This is a genomic window from Sporosarcina jiandibaonis, from assembly GCF_013184495.1.
In the GTDB taxonomy this organism is placed as follows: Bacteria; Bacillota; Bacilli; order Bacillales_A; family Planococcaceae; genus Sporosarcina; species Sporosarcina jiandibaonis.
In genome coordinates this window covers 82,170-97,399 of record NZ_JAAOIY010000006.1, presented here as the reverse complement: position 1 = coordinate 97,399, position 15,230 = coordinate 82,170, and the positions used below count along the sequence as shown (strand labels likewise).

Annotated in this window: 14 protein-coding genes and 1 riboswitch; of the genes, 8 read left to right on the top strand and 6 right to left on the bottom strand. The window is 41.5% G+C overall.

All coding sequences use genetic code 11. The features are described from left to right. The first annotated feature begins 31 nt into the window (after positions 1–31). Positions 32–643: a VTT domain-containing protein gene (locus G8782_RS14815; RefSeq protein WP_172372592.1), complete on the top strand. Its 612-nt coding sequence runs from the start codon at positions 32–34 to the stop codon at positions 641–643. Between the two features lie 7 nt (positions 644–650). Beyond that, positions 651–1,478, top strand: a complete 828-nt coding sequence (locus G8782_RS14810; protein ID WP_172372590.1) for an undecaprenyl-diphosphate phosphatase — start codon at positions 651–653, stop codon at positions 1,476–1,478. A 45-nt stretch (positions 1,479–1,523) separates the two neighbouring features. On the opposite strand, the gene G8782_RS14805 is transcribed toward G8782_RS14810, so the two are convergent. The 3 genes from G8782_RS14805 to G8782_RS14795 are packed head-to-tail and all read right to left on the bottom strand — an operon-like array spanning position 1,524 to position 4,117. Beyond that, positions 1,524–2,471 (bottom strand): metal ABC transporter solute-binding protein, Zn/Mn family, encoded by a 948-nt coding sequence (locus G8782_RS14805; RefSeq protein WP_172372588.1) that lies wholly within the window; start codon positions 2,469–2,471, stop codon positions 1,524–1,526. A 39-nt stretch (positions 2,472–2,510) separates the two neighbouring features. Further along, positions 2,511–3,377: a metal ABC transporter permease gene (locus tag G8782_RS14800; protein ID WP_172372586.1), complete on the bottom strand. Its 867-nt coding sequence runs from the start codon at positions 3,375–3,377 to the stop codon at positions 2,511–2,513. Then, the gene (locus G8782_RS14795) at positions 3,377–4,117 is read right to left on the bottom strand and encodes a metal ABC transporter ATP-binding protein (protein WP_172372584.1); all 741 of its coding nucleotides are present in this window, start codon (positions 4,115–4,117) and stop codon (positions 3,377–3,379) included. Before G8782_RS14795 ends, G8782_RS14800 begins: the two co-directional genes overlap by 1 nt. Before the next feature lie 461 nt (positions 4,118–4,578). On the opposite strand from G8782_RS14795, the gene G8782_RS14790 reads away from it, so the two are divergent. The 4 genes from G8782_RS14790 to G8782_RS14775 all read left to right on the top strand — a co-directional run bounded on the left by G8782_RS14790 (position 4,579) and on the right by G8782_RS14775 (position 8,057). Then, positions 4,579–5,280, top strand: a complete 702-nt coding sequence (locus tag G8782_RS14790; RefSeq protein WP_172372582.1) for a response regulator transcription factor — start codon at positions 4,579–4,581, stop codon at positions 5,278–5,280. Continuing rightward, a complete protein-coding gene (locus G8782_RS14785) occupies positions 5,277–6,638 on the top strand; it encodes a sensor histidine kinase (RefSeq protein WP_172372580.1) in 1,362 nt (453 codons plus the stop codon). Before G8782_RS14790 ends, G8782_RS14785 begins: the two co-directional genes overlap by 4 nt. A gap of 38 nt (positions 6,639–6,676) precedes the next feature. Next, entirely contained in the window at positions 6,677–7,384 is a 708-nt protein-coding gene (locus G8782_RS14780) for a PepSY domain-containing protein (RefSeq protein WP_172372578.1), read from the top strand. 88 nt (positions 7,385–7,472) lie between these two features. Then, complete coding sequence (locus G8782_RS14775) at positions 7,473–8,057, top strand: PepSY domain-containing protein (protein WP_172372576.1); 585 nt, start codon at positions 7,473–7,475, stop codon at positions 8,055–8,057. 54 nt (positions 8,058–8,111) lie between these two features. Here G8782_RS14775 and G8782_RS14770 read toward each other — a convergent pair whose 3' ends face one another. Continuing rightward, entirely contained in the window at positions 8,112–8,951 is an 840-nt protein-coding gene (locus G8782_RS14770) for an MIP/aquaporin family protein (RefSeq protein ID WP_172372574.1), read from the bottom strand. Between the two features lie 194 nt (positions 8,952–9,145). Further along, positions 9,146–10,420 carry a formaldehyde dehydrogenase, glutathione-independent gene (fdhA, locus tag G8782_RS14765; protein WP_172372572.1) on the bottom strand — a complete coding sequence of 425 codons (1,275 nt, stop codon included), beginning with the start codon at positions 10,418–10,420 and terminating at the stop codon, positions 9,146–9,148. Positions 10,421–10,649: 229 nt separating this feature from the next. On the opposite strand from fdhA, the gene G8782_RS14760 reads away from it, so the two are divergent. Next, positions 10,650–12,386 (top strand): sigma-54-dependent Fis family transcriptional regulator, encoded by a 1,737-nt coding sequence (locus G8782_RS14760; RefSeq protein ID WP_246231707.1) that lies wholly within the window; start codon positions 10,650–10,652, stop codon positions 12,384–12,386. Between the two features lie 71 nt (positions 12,387–12,457). On the opposite strand, the gene G8782_RS14755 is transcribed toward G8782_RS14760, so the two are convergent. Continuing rightward, a complete protein-coding gene (locus G8782_RS14755; protein ID WP_172372570.1) occupies positions 12,458–13,192 on the bottom strand; it encodes an MBL fold metallo-hydrolase in 735 nt (244 codons plus the stop codon). 261 nt (positions 13,193–13,453) lie between these two features. Between G8782_RS14755 and G8782_RS14750 the strand changes: the two genes are divergently transcribed. Next, positions 13,454–14,944, top strand: coding sequence for an AbgT family transporter (locus G8782_RS14750; protein ID WP_172372878.1), 1,491 nt, complete (start codon positions 13,454–13,456; stop codon positions 14,942–14,944). A 148-nt stretch (positions 14,945–15,092) separates the two neighbouring features. Continuing rightward, positions 15,093–15,192, top strand: a riboswitch (SAM riboswitch). Positions 15,193–15,230: the final 38 nt, after the last annotated feature.

The window sequence follows — 15,230 nt, the reverse complement described above, 5'->3', positions numbered from 1 at the left end:
TTAGTAGACTTGGTATCGGTGGGGATAGATCGTGGAAAATTGGATTACTGAATTTATGAGCGAGTTTGGCTATTTTGGTGTATTATTGTTGATTATGCTTGAAAATATCTTTCCGCCAATCCCTTCAGAAGTGATATTGACGTTTGGCGGATTTATGACGACGTTCACGGAAATGACACAACTCGGCGTCATCATAGCGGCAACTATCGGATCAGTGATTGGAGCAATGATTTTATATAGCATAGGTCTCCTGATTGATGTGAGCCGCTTAGAAAAGATCGTCGATCGCTGGGGTCGCCTATTGCGACTGACTAGGAAAGATATTCATAAAGCGGATGCATGGTTTGACAAATACGGCCCATGGACTGTGTTTTTTTGCCGGTTAGTTCCACTTATTCGGAGCCTTATTTCGGTTCCGGCAGGCATGTCCAATATGAACTTTCCATTATTCATATTATTGACGACCCTTGGTAGTTTGCTATGGAACGGAATTCTCGTTTCTGTCGGTGTCGCGGTCGGAGACAATTGGGAATCGATTGTGTATTATATGGATATTTATTCGAACATTGCGTACGTAATAATCGGAATGAGCGGAGTAGCGGCGATTATTTGGTATATTCGCTTCCGCAGAAAGAGAGCATAGGTGACATATGGACTTTTTTGAATTAATAAAAGCACTGATTTTAGGATTTGTAGAAGGTATGACAGAATTTGCGCCTGTTTCTTCGACAGGGCATTTAATCATTGTCGATGATATGTGGTTGAAATCCCAAGAGTTTCTCGGTAAGTATCCGGCGAATACATTTAAAATTGTTATTCAGTTGGGATCGATACTTGCCGTCGTTGTTGTGTTTTGGAAACGTTTATTCAGTTTAGTCGGGCTTTATAAAATTGATGGCAAGAAAATGAATGATCGTTTCAATTTAATGCATGTAATTGTCGGGATGTTGCCAGCAGTTATTCTTGGTTTTGCATTTAAAGATTTGATTGACGATTATTTATTCAGAGTGGAAACGGTTATTGCGGCACTTGTCATAGGAGCGATCCTCATGATTGGCGCGGATAAACTCGGACCGAGATATCCAAGAGTGAAAACATTGGATCAAATTAGTTACCGACAAGCATTTACGGTCGGTCTGGTTCAATGTCTATCATTATGGCCGGGGTTTTCTCGTTCAGGCGCAACAATTTCCGGTGGTGTCCTATTCGGCATGAATCACCGAACAGCGGCAGATTTTACATTCATCATGGCCGTTCCGATTATGATGGGTGCAAGTCTCGTTTCGGTATTAAAGAACTGGGAACATATGGAGATGGATTATTTATCGTTTTATGTTGTCGGATTCGTAAGTGCATTTGTGTTCGCACTCATTTCGATTCGTTTCTTCTTGAAGTTGATTTCGAAAGTGAAACTTATGCCATTCGCGATTTATAGACTCGTTCTAGCCGCGATACTAGCGATTATAGTCTTCACGTAAAAAATGACCCGTGCATACTGACATGCATGGGTCATTTTGCTATAGTTATCGCACTTTGCTTAATTCTTCATGGATTAATTTCATATTGTATTCCAAGTATTTTACATACGTATCGATCTCATCACCCGGGTTGCCGATTTCATCAGAATAGATTGGTTTATCGGCTATCGGAACCCCACTTTCTTTGGAGACGGTTTCCATTGGACGTGTGTCGACATTCGATTCTACAAATAGAACGGGCACATTATTTTCTTTGATATAGTGCACAAGCTCTTTGATTTGTTTCGGAGAACCATTTTCTTCTGTATCCACTTCCCAGATGAATGCTTCTCTTATACCGTAGCGATCATTCAAGTATTGGAAAGCGCGCTCGCTTGTAACGAGGACGCGATTTTCTTCTGGGATGCTTTGAATACGCGATTCAAACTCTTTATCAAGATCTTTGAGGCGCTCAACGTACGCGTCACCTTGTTCTTTAATTTTATCGCCATTCGTTGGGTGCTTTGCCATTAAAGCATCGCGCATATCTTCCGCCATCTTGACACCGACAGCTGGGTCGATGAACGAATGAGGGTTAACTTCTTCCTCGCCATTACCGCCAGATAAGTATCTTGGTTCCACTCTTTCCGTCAAACTATAAATGTTTTCATCTTTCTGGTGAACAGCTTCCATCATTTTCATGAACCAGCCGTTTTCCCCGCCTTCAAGATTTAGCCCGTTGTAGAAGAGGATATCCGCATCGGTTGCTGCTTTGATATCGTTCGGCAACGGCTCATATTCATGGGGATCCGTTCCGCTTGGTACGAGGTTATACACTTCCACCAAGTCGCCGCCGATTTCTCTAGCCATATCGGCGATAATTGTGAAGGATGTAACGACTTTCAATTTCCCATTAGTCTCTATGTCTTCCTTGACGCCGTCATCAGTTCCGCAGGCCGCTAGTGTAAATACAGCCAGGAAAGACAGGGCAAGCAATTTCATTAAATTTTTCATAGAAATGATTCTACTCCTCTGTGTTTTATAATGCCAAATTCAACTCTTGGCTGTCGCTTCTTTGCGTTTGCTCATTATTCGAATCTTTTTAGACACGATGCCTTGTTTCGGTGCGAATAAAAAGGCAAGGCAGAATAACGAAGTTGTGGCAAGTGCGATTACAGGCCCGGACGGTAAATTGTACAAGAAGCTGAAGTAAAGACCGATGACTGAAGATAATGCTCCGAAGAATGCGGCCAATACGACCATGACCGATAATCTATTAGTGAGAAGATAAGCTGTTGAAGCGGGCGTGATCAACATTGACACAACCAAGATGACGCCGACTGTCTGTAACGAAGCCACCGTGACTAGCGTTAGCAAAAACATGATTGTATAGTGGATCATGCGCGTTTTTAAACCATACGCGGCAGCCATCGTCTCATCAAAACTAGAGACGAGCAATTCTTTAAAGAACATGATGACAACCAAAACAACAAAAGCGCCAATAATAAGCGTCAACCACATATCCGATGAACGAACCGACAAAACATTTCCAAATAGAATTTGCGTCAAATCGGTTGCGCTGCCCGCTCGCGTAATCAAAATGATTCCGAGCGCAAAAAACGCCGAGAATACCAATCCGATTGCCGCATCGTTTTTAATGCGGCTGTTTTGCGAGATGGCCCCGATTCCGAATGCTGTCAAAATACCGGTCGCCACAGCTCCGTAGAAAAAGTTGATGCCGAGCATGTAAGAAATGGCAACACCTGGCAGGACTGCATGCGAAATGGCGTCACCCATTAATGCCATGCCTCGCAAGACGATGAAGCAACCGATCACTCCGCATATGATGCCTACCATGATTGACGTGGCGAATGCTTTTTGTAGAAAACCGTAGGTCATTAAATCATGTATGAAATCCATTACATTGAAACCCCCAAACCTTCTAGCATGAGTTCGCGTTGATATGCCTTTGCCATATTGTCCCGCTGAAATACTTTATTTACTGGACCCGCGTCTATAAGTTCTTTATTTATCAAGACAAGTTCATCAAAATAGCTTCTCACTTTCGACAAATCATGATGCACGACGAAGACGATTTTTCCGGAGTTCTTCAACTGGCGTAAAATATCGATGATGACTTCCTCGCTCGATACGTCAATCCCCACGAACGGCTCGTCGAGGAAGAAGTAATCTGCCTTCTGAGCAAGCGCTCTGGCTAAGAACACTCGCTGTTGTTGACCGCCCGACAGCTCGCCGATTTGACGCTTGGCGAACTCCTCCATTCCTACTTGCCTCAAACACTCCATTGACCACTCTTTATCTTCTTTTTTCGGTCGGCGAAACAAGCCGGTTTTCGGATACGTCCCAAGCAGCACCGTATCTTTCACGATGATCGGAAAATTCCAGTCGATATTCGAACGTTGCGGAACATAGGCAATTTGCTTCCGCATTTCATCTATTGAATGAGATCCAAGTCGGACATTACCGTGGTCTCGGGGGATTAATCCAAGCATCGCTTGAAGCAATGATGACTTTCCAGCGCCGTTTGGTCCTAACACGCCAATTAAACTCCCAGGTCCAAACGAAAATGAAACATCTTTTACTACCTCATTATCGTCATATGAAACGCTTATGTTATTCACAGTTATCGAATCGATCATTCATTTTACCTCCTTATTGAGTTGTTTATAATTAGTAAGTTTCCCGTGTGCAACTTTTTGAGAAGAATCATGCTCTCCAAAAAGAATCTTAGGGGGCATAATTGATAAGTTTCCCTCATGCAACTTCTATAATGTAAAGTATATAATAAAAGTTTCCCTCGTGCAACACTTTTCTCTATAACTATACTATTGCTTATTTTTGTCTATCGTTGGGCAATTGGTTAATGGGGGCTTCTTTATTTCTAAATCGCATGCATTTGACGGGAGTGCCGCCGGAGATTTACTATTAAATCATATATACTTGAGTCGAACGACCATAAATGACGGAAAAGCGACTAATAGCAAAGCTGAAACGACTAATATCAATATAGAAGCGACTATAGACAACCCCCAAGCGACTAAAACCTACATAAAAACGACCAATGACCACAAAATTCATTCAAAAAAGGGAGAAGAATGATATGAAAGAACGCATTCTAATAATCGAAGATGAAGAAAATATTGCACGTGTTCTACAATTAGAACTTGAATTTGAAGGCTATGATATAGATGTTGCCTATACTGGTCCCGATGGACTGATAAAATATCGCGAACAGGAATGGAATTTAATCTTGCTCGATTTGATGCTTCCAGGTCTGAACGGACTCGATGTTTTGCGAAGAATTAGAGCGACAGAAGCAAATACGCCTGTTATTTTACTGACGGCGAAAGATGATGTTGAGGACAAAGTAGCGGGGCTCGATCTCGGAGCCAATGATTATGTGACGAAACCATTTGAAATTGAAGAGCTGCTGGCAAGAATTCGCGCGGCGCTGCGATTTTCGCCGTCGAAACAATCCGAGCCCGTGGAAGATGAATATTTACATGAATTCGCTGGTCTTTCGATGCATGAACAAACCCGCGAAGTTAAACGGAACGACCGCTTGATTGATTTAACGCCGCGTGAGTATGATCTTCTTCTCCATTTACTAAGACATCCAAATCAAGTGCTATCTCGTGAACAGTTGTTGAATGCTGTCTGGGGGTATGACTATTTTGGCGATACGAATGTCGTCGATGTTTATATTCGTTATGTCCGGAAGAAAATAGAAATAGAAGGGGAGAGTACCTTGATTCAAACAGTGCGCGGAGTCGGATATGTATTGAAGGAGCAACCCACATGAAGCTGAAAACGAGAATCCATCTATTTTCTACACTCCTCATGCTCGTAATCCTATCCCTTACCAACATAGGGATTTATTTCGTATTTGAAAAAATGGCTTATGACACGGAATACAACCAACTCCAACTTCAATCTATGGAGCTTACACAGTCTTTCAGCAAGGTAAATAAAAAAATGGACATACGGACAGTAATTGGTGCCTATATGCCGGCCAATGGAGCAATCCGTGTTTATGATTCTGCGGGTAAAGAGATTGCAGGACAAGATACCATTGGAGAAATAAAATTCTACAAACCTCAATTTAAACAAGGCGACCGCTATATAATTGAAAAGTTTGATGGGGTTCCAGTTCTGTCATTACGGATGCCTGTCATTTGGACAAATGGTGAAGTAGCTGAATTGCACATGATTCAACAACTGATTGATGTGAAAAACAGCTTGAGAACTCTTACTTTAATTCTGCTTGGCGTTACACTCATCGCAATGATCCCCATCATCATATCGAGTATCGCACTCGGTCGCATTATAACGCATCCTATCGAAAAGCTTATTGCAACGATGTCTCAAAGCAGAAAAGCAGGCACATATGAAAAAATCAACATTCCTTCAAATGGAAAAGATGAAATGGGGCAAATGGCGACAACATTTAACGATCTCATGTCTCAACTAGAAACAAACTATAATCAACAAGAACATTTCGTTTCAAATGCCTCTCATGAATTAAGGACGCCATTAACCGTCATTGAAAGTTATGCGCGCTTGCTAAAAAGAAGAGGATTCGATAATCGGGACGTTGCAGAAGAAGCAGTAGGCGCAATACTCAGCGAATCGGTTCGCATGAAAGAAATGATCGAGCAGTTATTACAATTGGCGAGAAATCAAGAACAAATGAAGTTTAACTTTGCTGAAACGGATATTTATGAGCAAGTTGATAAGACCTTGCAACCGATGCGGCAAGCGTATTCACGGGAGTTTTTAGTGGAAGGGATAAGTCCGGCAATGGCCGTTACGGATGGGGAAAAACTTCGACAACTTTTGTTTATCTTGCTTGATAATGCGAGAAAGTATAGCGATGACGTAGTCAAAACAATTATAGAAAAAAGTGATGGAGGTTTTACGATCTCCGTTATTGATTATGGTAACGGAATCCCTGAAGACGCACTGCCAAATTTATTCAATCGTTTTTACCGTGTTGAAGAAGATCGCAGTCGAAAAACAGGCGGTACCGGACTTGGACTTGCAATTGCAAAGGATCTTGCCGAAGGCCTTGGTGCCGAGTTAAAAGTGGAAAGCATATATGGAATGGGCACGACAATAAGAATTTACATTCCAAAACAGCGAATTCTCACCGAGTTTTAATAATCGGCACGTAAAATGGTAATAAGGAGGCGGAAATAATGAAAAACTTGCGAAAGCCATGGGCACTCCCACTTATCTTTACCATTATCATTTTGGTTGCCGGAGGACTCTTTATCGGGAATTTATTGACGAAAAAATCCCCCCTCTCAAGTGAAGAAATCCAGATGCAACTTGAAACTATATACGACGGAAAAGTCGATAACCTGAAACTGGAAAACGGTGTTTATTTTGCGGAAATTGAACGTTCCGATGCACTTTATTCAGCTGAGGTTGATGCAGTGAGCGGTAAAGTCTTGGGGCTGAACCAATTAAGTAAAGTGGAAGAGGGGAAACTCCAAACTCTTTCCGAACAAGAAGTGCGCGTGGAAATTGCGAAAAAATATGTCGGGGAAATTAAACGCCTTTCGTTGAATAAAAAGAAAGAGCAACCAGTTTATAACGCGGAAGTTGTTAAGGAAAAGGCGCTTGTGGAACTTCAAGTTGATGCAATTACGGGTGAGATAATTTCTGAAAATAGGATAGAAACAACAAAAGAAGATGTGCTCATTACAAAAGATCAAGCAATAAAAATTGCGCTTGGTCAGTTGAAAGGTGAAGTGGAATACGTTGCCTTCCAACAAACAGATGACGGCGGGTACTATTTAGTCGACATTGAACAAGATAATGAAGACGCAGAAGATGTTGAAGCCATTTTCCAAATCCATGCGATTACAGGAGACATCATATCCGTCGAATGGGATGATTAATTTCTCATCAAACTCTAATAATCCTCACAAGAAAATCTCATCTTCGGCACGTAATATGAAGATAAGATCAAAAAGGAGGAAGATTTGGATGAAAAAATGGATGGCAATACCGGCATTGGCTGGTGCAGTGGTAATAGGCGGAGCGGCAATGGTAGCGAGCGCTGATAAAGGCGATAACCAATCAGCGGGAGTTTTAACGGTAGAAGCAGCAGGAAATGATGATCAAGCAAAATTAACGGTTGAAGAAGTTCAATCAAAAGCGGTTGAAACCGTTGATGGGACTGTAACTGAAATTGATTATGATTCGTCAGACGATGAGTATGAAGTTGAAGTAGAGAGTGGATCAGTTACGTATGAGTTGGACATTAACGCCACAACTGGTGAAGTCGTTAAAAAAGAGACAGATGACATGAAGTTATCCGTTGTGAAATCAGATGCAAAAGCAACTGCAAAAACAACCTCAAAAAACATGAACTATATTACTGCTAAAGAAGCAATGGCTATTGCTTTAAAACATTCACCAGGTACAGTAACCGATGTTGAGTTAGATGACGATGACAATCGTGCATACTTCGAAATTGAAATTAAAGATGGTAAATATGAATACGAATTTGAAATCGATGCAATCACAGGTAAAATTCTAGATTTTGAAAAAGACCGTGACGATGATTGATTTGATTGAGAAAAAGGGGCTGTTCCTAAAACAGCCCTTTTTTAATTTCAATAGCTATAAACGCTCTTCAATTGGTTGACTTTTACTCACATTTGGACGAACTTTATGTTCTTTGTCCATAAGTTGCGCACCAAGAATTGCAGCTATACAGATTGCACCTACAATCCAAAATGCCGCAGAATTTACCCCGCTAAACACTTGTTGATAAAATAGGGCACCAAATGCTCCTCCAAGTATTGGGCCTACAATCGGTATCCAGGCGTAACCCCAATCAGATGGACCTTTTCCAGGTATCGGCAAGAAGAAGTGAGCGATTCTTGGCCCTAGATCACGCGCAGGATTAATCGCGAAGCCGGTTGTTCCTCCGAGTGATAGCCCAATGGAAAGGATTAGAAATCCGATGATCAGCGGATTAAGCCCCTGTGTGAATTCATTTGCTCCAATCGCTAATATCCCGAGTACAAGAATGAATGTACCGATCATCTCGCTTATCAAGTTGGAAAAAGGTTTTCTTATCGCTGGACTGGTTGAAAAAACAACTAATTTCTCTTCTTTACTTTCAGTTTCTTCCCAATGCGGTAAATAATTAAAGTAAACAATGACAGCTCCGATACTAGCGCCTATAAGTTGGGCTAAAATATAGGCCGGAACATTAGCCCAAGGAAAAGCGCCAATGACAGCTAATCCAACTGTAACTGCTGGATTAATATGAGCCCCGCTTACCCCGCCGACTGCATAAATTGCAACAGCTACAGCGAGCCCGAACCCCATCGTGATAACAATCCAACCAGAGTTTTGGGATTTTGTTTTATTGAGGACTACACCTCCAACAACACCGCAACCTAAAGTCACCAAAATCATAGTTCCAATTAATTCACCTAAAAATGCTGACATAGGAATCCCCCTTGAATGAGCAGCAAGGCTTACTTCCTTGAGAGAAGGAAGACCAGTTGAAAGTGCTCATAAGTGGCTCATGACTTATACATGAGCGAGTAAAACCGTATCGACAATAGAATGAAAAACATCCACAGCTTGCTTCCAAATATTCGAAGTCCAGGCCATGGATGCGATTATAGTAGTTAAGCAATTTACCTTTTAATCATTCCGTGCGGATCAATAACAAATTTTTTCGCCGCGCCTTTATCAAAAACTTGATAACCGTTCGGGGCTTCATCTAAATTGATAATTGTCGCATTGACTGCCTTGGCGATTTGGGCTTTACCGCTCAGGATCGACTTCATTAAGAAGTTATGGTATTTCATGACGGGTGTTTGTCCAGTGACAAAATGATGTGCTTTTGCCCATCCTAATCCGATTCGAATTTTCAACGTACCGAATTTTGCATCCTCATCAACTGCACCAGGGTCACCTGTGACGTACAATCCCGGGATTCCGAGTTTTCCTCCGGCACGCGTCACCTGCATAATTGAGTTGAGAACAGAGGCAGGCGCCTCTCCAGCACCTTTATGGCCATGCGCTTCAAACCCTACGCAGTCAACTGCACAATCTACTTCAGGGGTCCCGAGAATCTGTGCAATTTGTTCCCCAATATCATCATGCTCCGAAAGATTGATTGTTTCACATCCAAAGCTTCTTGCTTGCGCCAATCGCTCTTCAATCATATCGCCAACAATAACGCATGAAGCACCTAGTAGTTGTGCGGAATGGGCTGCCGCTAATCCTACAGGTCCCGCGCCGGCTATATAAACAGTGGATCCGATTGTAACTCCTGCGCTATAAGCCCCGTGAAATCCTGTAGGGAAAATATCCGACAGCATGGCTAAATCAAGAATCTTATCCATCGCTTGGTCTTTATCCGGAAATTTCAATAATTGGAAGTCGGCGTAAGGAACCATCACATACTCCGATTGCCCGCCTACCCATCCACCCATATCGACGTATCCGTATGCTGATCCTGGACGATCAGGATTCACGTTTTCGCAAATATGCGTGTCTTGTTCTTTACAATTGCGACAGCGGCCGCAAGCGATATTGAAAGGTACGGAGACGAGATCTCCCACTTTCATAAATTCAACATCCCGACCGACTTCGATGACTTCGCCGGTAATTTCATGCCCCAATGCCAAACCGCTTGGTGCAGTTGTTCTTCCGCGCACCATATGCTGGTCGCTTCCGCAAATATTCGTTGCGACCACCTTTAAAATAACGCCGTGATCGCACTTGCGACCGACATTCAATGGATTTACCCCGGGTCCATCTCTTAACACGAGGTCCGGAAAACCAATATCAACGACATCTACCTTCCCGGGTTCTTTGTACACGACCGCCCGATTTCCCGCTTTTTTGTAATCAACGGGACTCTTTTCAACATCCAGGTCAACAACAGCACGATTTCCTGACATAAATAAATACCCCCTATAAAAAGTTTGTCCTTGCACTTTAGTAATATGCAAGTTTCGTGCCAAGTCTGCAGTCCTTAGTAGATTAACATTCCAGGAGAATAACAATTCAGAATTGTTACATTCTTGAACGGTTTAGTGTATAATTTTGAGACAGTGGGAAGTATAATCATTCAATTGAAACATCAGCCACCTAGTGTAATTATAAAATAGGTCATAAGAGGTGAGTTTCTTGTTGAAAGAGAACGTTGTTGAGGAGAAAATGATTCAAGATTCATGGAAACGTTGTGAAGAATATGGATTTAAACCGACTGATCCAGTAGATAGCACCGTTTTAGATCATTATCAAATTACTGAAGTTCTTAACAGAAATCAAGAGCTGACTCATTCTGCAATCGCAAGTTTAAAGAACTTATATCCTGCTTTTAGGAAGATGGGCCATATAGTTTCGATTGTTGACCGTCACGGAATAATAATTTACACATTGGGAGATGAAAACTTAGCTAGTGAAGTGCAAATGGTAGTTGGAACGAATTGGCTTGAAGATAATAGAGGAACAAATGCGATGGGTGTTGCATTGCTGGAGAAAAATCCCGTTAGGGTTCATGGAAGTCAGCATTTTAACGCCTCTGCGCATTTTTTAACATGTGCTGCATCTCCGATTTTTTCTCCATCAGGCGAAATTCTTGGAGCAGTTAACATTAGTGGGAAAAAAGAACACTATCACCCTTACATTTTTACATTGACTCAAATTATTGCAGGCGACATTGGAAATAGAATCTTGCTTCGCAAAATGAATAATGAATACCATCTCACTATTAAAGAATTTGAACATAGCATTAATAAATATATTACAGTACCATTCCTTTCGCTAGATGAAGAACATCGTATAATCCGCGCGAATAATCGAGCAAAAGCCATTATCGGACAAAATAATATTGGTCAAAAGTTAAATAATATAGATCGATTTATTATTGATACGTTTACAAGCGATTGCAAGAACTCGATACGGTCAGTTGCAATTCATAAAAAATATAAGAAAGAAAAACGTTTATATACATTTTCAGATATTAAGGGTAATTGTCCTTCTGTAGTGCGCATAAAGAAAATGGCCGAAAGAGCGGCCGCTACCGATATACCAATTCTACTTATCGGGGAAACCGGAACAGGTAAAGAGCTGTTTGCCCAATCGATCCACTCCGAAAGTATGCGAAGCCATTCGCCATTTGTTGCGGTTAATTGCGGGGCGATATCTGAATCCCTTATCGAAAGCGAGCTATTCGGTTATATTGGCGGATCCTTTACAGGTGCAAATCAGGAAGGGAGGAAAGGGAAATTTGAAGCAGCCCAAAATGGCACACTCTTTCTTGATGAAATTGGTGATATGTCTTTGCGTGCTCAAGTTACGTTGCTGAGGGCATTGCAAGAGAAGGAAATTACGCCGGTTGGGAGTACAACTACGAAGGAAATAGATGTGAGAATTATCGCCGCTACGAATAAAAATTTAATAAAAGAAATTGAGGCAAAACGTTTTCGTGCGGATTTATATTACCGCTTAAAGGGGATACAAATCATACTTCCGTCACTTCGTGTACGAACGGACCTAATCCAAATGGCGAATAGCTTATTAGAGGAGAAAGGGTATTCGGATTTAACGCTGTCAGAAGAAGCAAAGCAAAAGATTTTATCCCATAAGTGGCCCGGTAATATCCGGGAGCTTATGAGTGTTCTAATAGAAGCGAGCTTTTTAGCCGAGGGGGAAGTAATCGTTCCTGAAGATATCCAAATTGGTGCTGGTTGTACAAGCATAGAAATTACGGATGACATGGACCCCTTAAAAGATGCGGAAAAATCTGTAATGGAAAAATATATACGTATTGCTGAAGGGAATATTAGCGTAGCCGCGGAACGACTAAAAATTAGCCGCAATACGCTTTATCGTAAAATGAAAGAATATAATATCAAGTAGAGTTGAGAAGAAAGCCGTTAATTACTTCAGTCGAGTTATTAACGGTTTTTTCTATTCATTGTCTTCTCCAATCAAACCAAATAAACTTTCTCGACTTCAGCAATTTCAGCAGCTCCATCGAAATTGGTCATTGCAGCTTCAAGAATTTCCTCAATGTTTCCATGTAACGGCAGATGTGTTAAAACGAGTCGTTTTACATCCGCCAGCTGTGCCAATTTACCCGCTTCGCTTCCACCCATATGGCCTGGCGCAACACCGATATGTTCTTCATATAAATTCGCTTCGCTAATTAATAAATCAGTGCCCCGTGCAAAATCGACGAGCTCATCACGCCACTCAGTGTCAGCCGTTAAAACAATGGAACGATCACCAACTGTGAACTTCATTGCAAGACAATAAACAGGATGGTCAGTTCGGCAAAAACTCACTGTAAAAGGGCCGATTTGCGCAGTTTTTTCTTCAAAGATTGCAATACCTTGCGTTCGCTCTTTATAGGACAGTTTTGCAAAGTTGTCTTCATCTTGAACATGCCCATAAATCGGCAATACAGGAGATGGATTGTTCAAATAGTATTGAATCAGTCGGCTATATTGCAGACTGCCTAAATCGGCAATATGATCTGCATGGTAATGACTAATCACAACAGCATCTAATTTCTCCAATGGCAAAAAGTTTTGTAAAGAAGCAAGAACACCGCTTCCGCAATCGACAAGGCAATGGAATCCCTCGTGTTCAATCAAAAACGATGAGGTCGCCTCATTCGCTTTTGGATACCCGCCCCAAATTCCTACTGGTATTACTTTCATCCTAGAACCTCCATTCACTATTGCAAACCTTGTAGTGAGTGTATCTTGATATGACCTTTTTGAAAAGTGTAAAGGTAAGGATAGTTCTTCATAGTTAGACTTATCGTTTGCCTATTTAAGTATAAATAAAGTTCTTATATACTGATACATATTCAATAGAGGAAACGCTTTATTTTCTGAATATTTGATAATGAATTGCTGAGTGGAAGGAGTATTACATTGAAAACAAAGAAGACAAGTCTCTTTCAAAGGTTTTTGAATATGGTAGAGACAACTGGGAACAGGCTGCCGCATCCAGTAACATTATTCGCAGCTTTAGCTTTATTAGTTTTGATTGTATCATGGATTGTTTCGTTATTTGGCGTTAGCGTTGAGCATCCTGGAAAAGCGGGTGAAATGATCACCGTTAAAAACATGCTAAGTGCTGAAGGAATTGAATACATATTTACACAAATGACTGCGAACTTTGTTGGCTTTGCGCCACTAGGTGTTGTACTCGTTACGATGTTGGGAATCGGATTAGCGGAAGGAACCGGCTTAATCAGTGCAATCTTACGTGGATTTGTTTTATCTGTTCCACAACGACTTATTACGCTAGGACTTGTATTTGCTGGTGTCATGTCTAGTGTTGCTTCTGATGCAGGGTATGTTGTCTTGCCGCCATTAGGTGCAGTTATTTTTGCAGCAATTGGCAGACATCCGCTCGCAGGACTCGCTGCCGCATTTGCCGGTGTTTCGGGCGGATTTAGTGCGAACTTATTCCTTTCCGGAACTGATGCGCTACTTGGAGAATTAACCATTGCAGCAGCAGCCATTATCGACCCGACTTACGCTGAAAACATGAATATTGCTATGAACTATTATTTCATCGCGGCATCCGTATTTGTTTTAACAATTGTCGGCGCCTGGGTTACAGAAAAAATCGTAGAACCACGCCTTGGCGAATACAAAGGCGAGTTCCGCGAGAAATTAGAGAAACTGAAACCGATCGAGAAAAAAGGTTTGACGTGGGCAGGAGTATCCATCGTCGTTGCCAGTATTCTTGTGTCATTATTAATTTTACCTTCTTGGGGACCGCTTCGCGGAGTAGAAGGGGATATGCCGATTATTCGTTCACCATTTATGAGCTCTTTAGTGCCAATTATTGCAATTCTTTTCTTCGTCCCTGGCTTGGTATATGGAAAAGTTACAAAAGGAATTCGAAGCGATAAAGACGTTGCCGCAATGATGACCGCGACTATGGCATCCATGGGAATGTTTATCGTTCTATCATTCACAGCAGGACAGTTCGTCGCATTTTTCTCAGAATCAAATATGGGACTTGTTATCGGTGTGTACGGAGCGCAGTTCCTAGATAGCATCAACTTAACAGGTATTCCATTAATACTAATGTTCATTTTAATCTCTGCATTCATCAATTTATTCATCGGAAGCGCGTCCGCAAAATGGGCGATGATGGCACCGGTATTCGTACCAATCATGATGCAACTCGGCTATTCGCCAGAATTAACACAAATGGCCTACCGTGTTGCGGATTCGGCAACGAATATCATTTCACCGTTAATGACTTATTTCGCAATTATTATAGCATTTGCGCAAAAGTATGACAGAAAAATGGGTATCGGAACACTGATTTCCGTCATGTTCCCATACAGTATGTTTTTCCTTGTATTCTGGACGCTTACGCTCGTCGTTTGGATGCTGTTCGGAATCGATCTCGGACCAGGTTCGGGAATTTACTATACTAAATAATGATTTCTATTTTAACCGCCTTGAATGATGATTAATTCAAGGCGGTTTTATTTATTAATCTAGTTACAACAGTATAAATATTCAAAATAACCTTGACATTAGATGAGGGCATGTGTAAAGTGTTACTCAATAACTAAATAGTAAAACTTTCTTATCCAGAGAGGTGGAGGGACTGGCCCTTTGAAGCCTCAGCAACAGACTTTTTAAGTACTGTGCTAATTCCAGTAGCGCAAGCTTGGAGATGAGAAGAGTGAACAACGGTAAATGCCGACCTCTTCTTATTAAA

What these genes read in the sequence shown, in the direction of transcription:
- G8782_RS14775 (WP_172372576.1), top strand. Translation starts at nt 7,473, where the DNA reads ATGAAAAAATGGATGGCAATACCGGCATTGGCTGGTGCAGTGGTAATA.
- G8782_RS14780 (WP_172372578.1), top strand. Translation starts at nt 6,677, where the DNA reads ATGAAAAACTTGCGAAAGCCATGGGCACTCCCACTTATCTTTACCATT.
- G8782_RS14810 (WP_172372590.1), top strand. Translation starts at nt 651, where the DNA reads ATGGACTTTTTTGAATTAATAAAAGCACTGATTTTAGGATTTGTAGAA.
- G8782_RS14800 (WP_172372586.1), bottom strand. Translation starts at nt 3,377, where the DNA reads ATGGATTTCATACATGATTTAATGACCTACGGTTTTCTACAAAAAGCA.
- G8782_RS14790 (WP_172372582.1), top strand. Translation starts at nt 4,579, where the DNA reads ATGAAAGAACGCATTCTAATAATCGAAGATGAAGAAAATATTGCACGT.
- G8782_RS14755 (WP_172372570.1), bottom strand. Translation starts at nt 13,192, where the DNA reads ATGAAAGTAATACCAGTAGGAATTTGGGGCGGGTATCCAAAAGCGAAT.
- G8782_RS14750 (WP_172372878.1), top strand. Translation starts at nt 13,454, where the DNA reads ATGGTAGAGACAACTGGGAACAGGCTGCCGCATCCAGTAACATTATTC.
- G8782_RS14805 (WP_172372588.1), bottom strand. Translation starts at nt 2,471, where the DNA reads ATGAAAAATTTAATGAAATTGCTTGCCCTGTCTTTCCTGGCTGTATTT.
- G8782_RS14785 (WP_172372580.1), top strand. Translation starts at nt 5,277, where the DNA reads ATGAAGCTGAAAACGAGAATCCATCTATTTTCTACACTCCTCATGCTC.
- G8782_RS14795 (WP_172372584.1), bottom strand. Translation starts at nt 4,117, where the DNA reads ATGATCGATTCGATAACTGTGAATAACATAAGCGTTTCATATGACGAT.
- fdhA (WP_172372572.1), bottom strand. Translation starts at nt 10,420, where the DNA reads ATGTCAGGAAATCGTGCTGTTGTTGACCTGGATGTTGAAAAGAGTCCC.
- G8782_RS14770 (WP_172372574.1), bottom strand. Translation starts at nt 8,951, where the DNA reads ATGTCAGCATTTTTAGGTGAATTAATTGGAACTATGATTTTGGTGACT.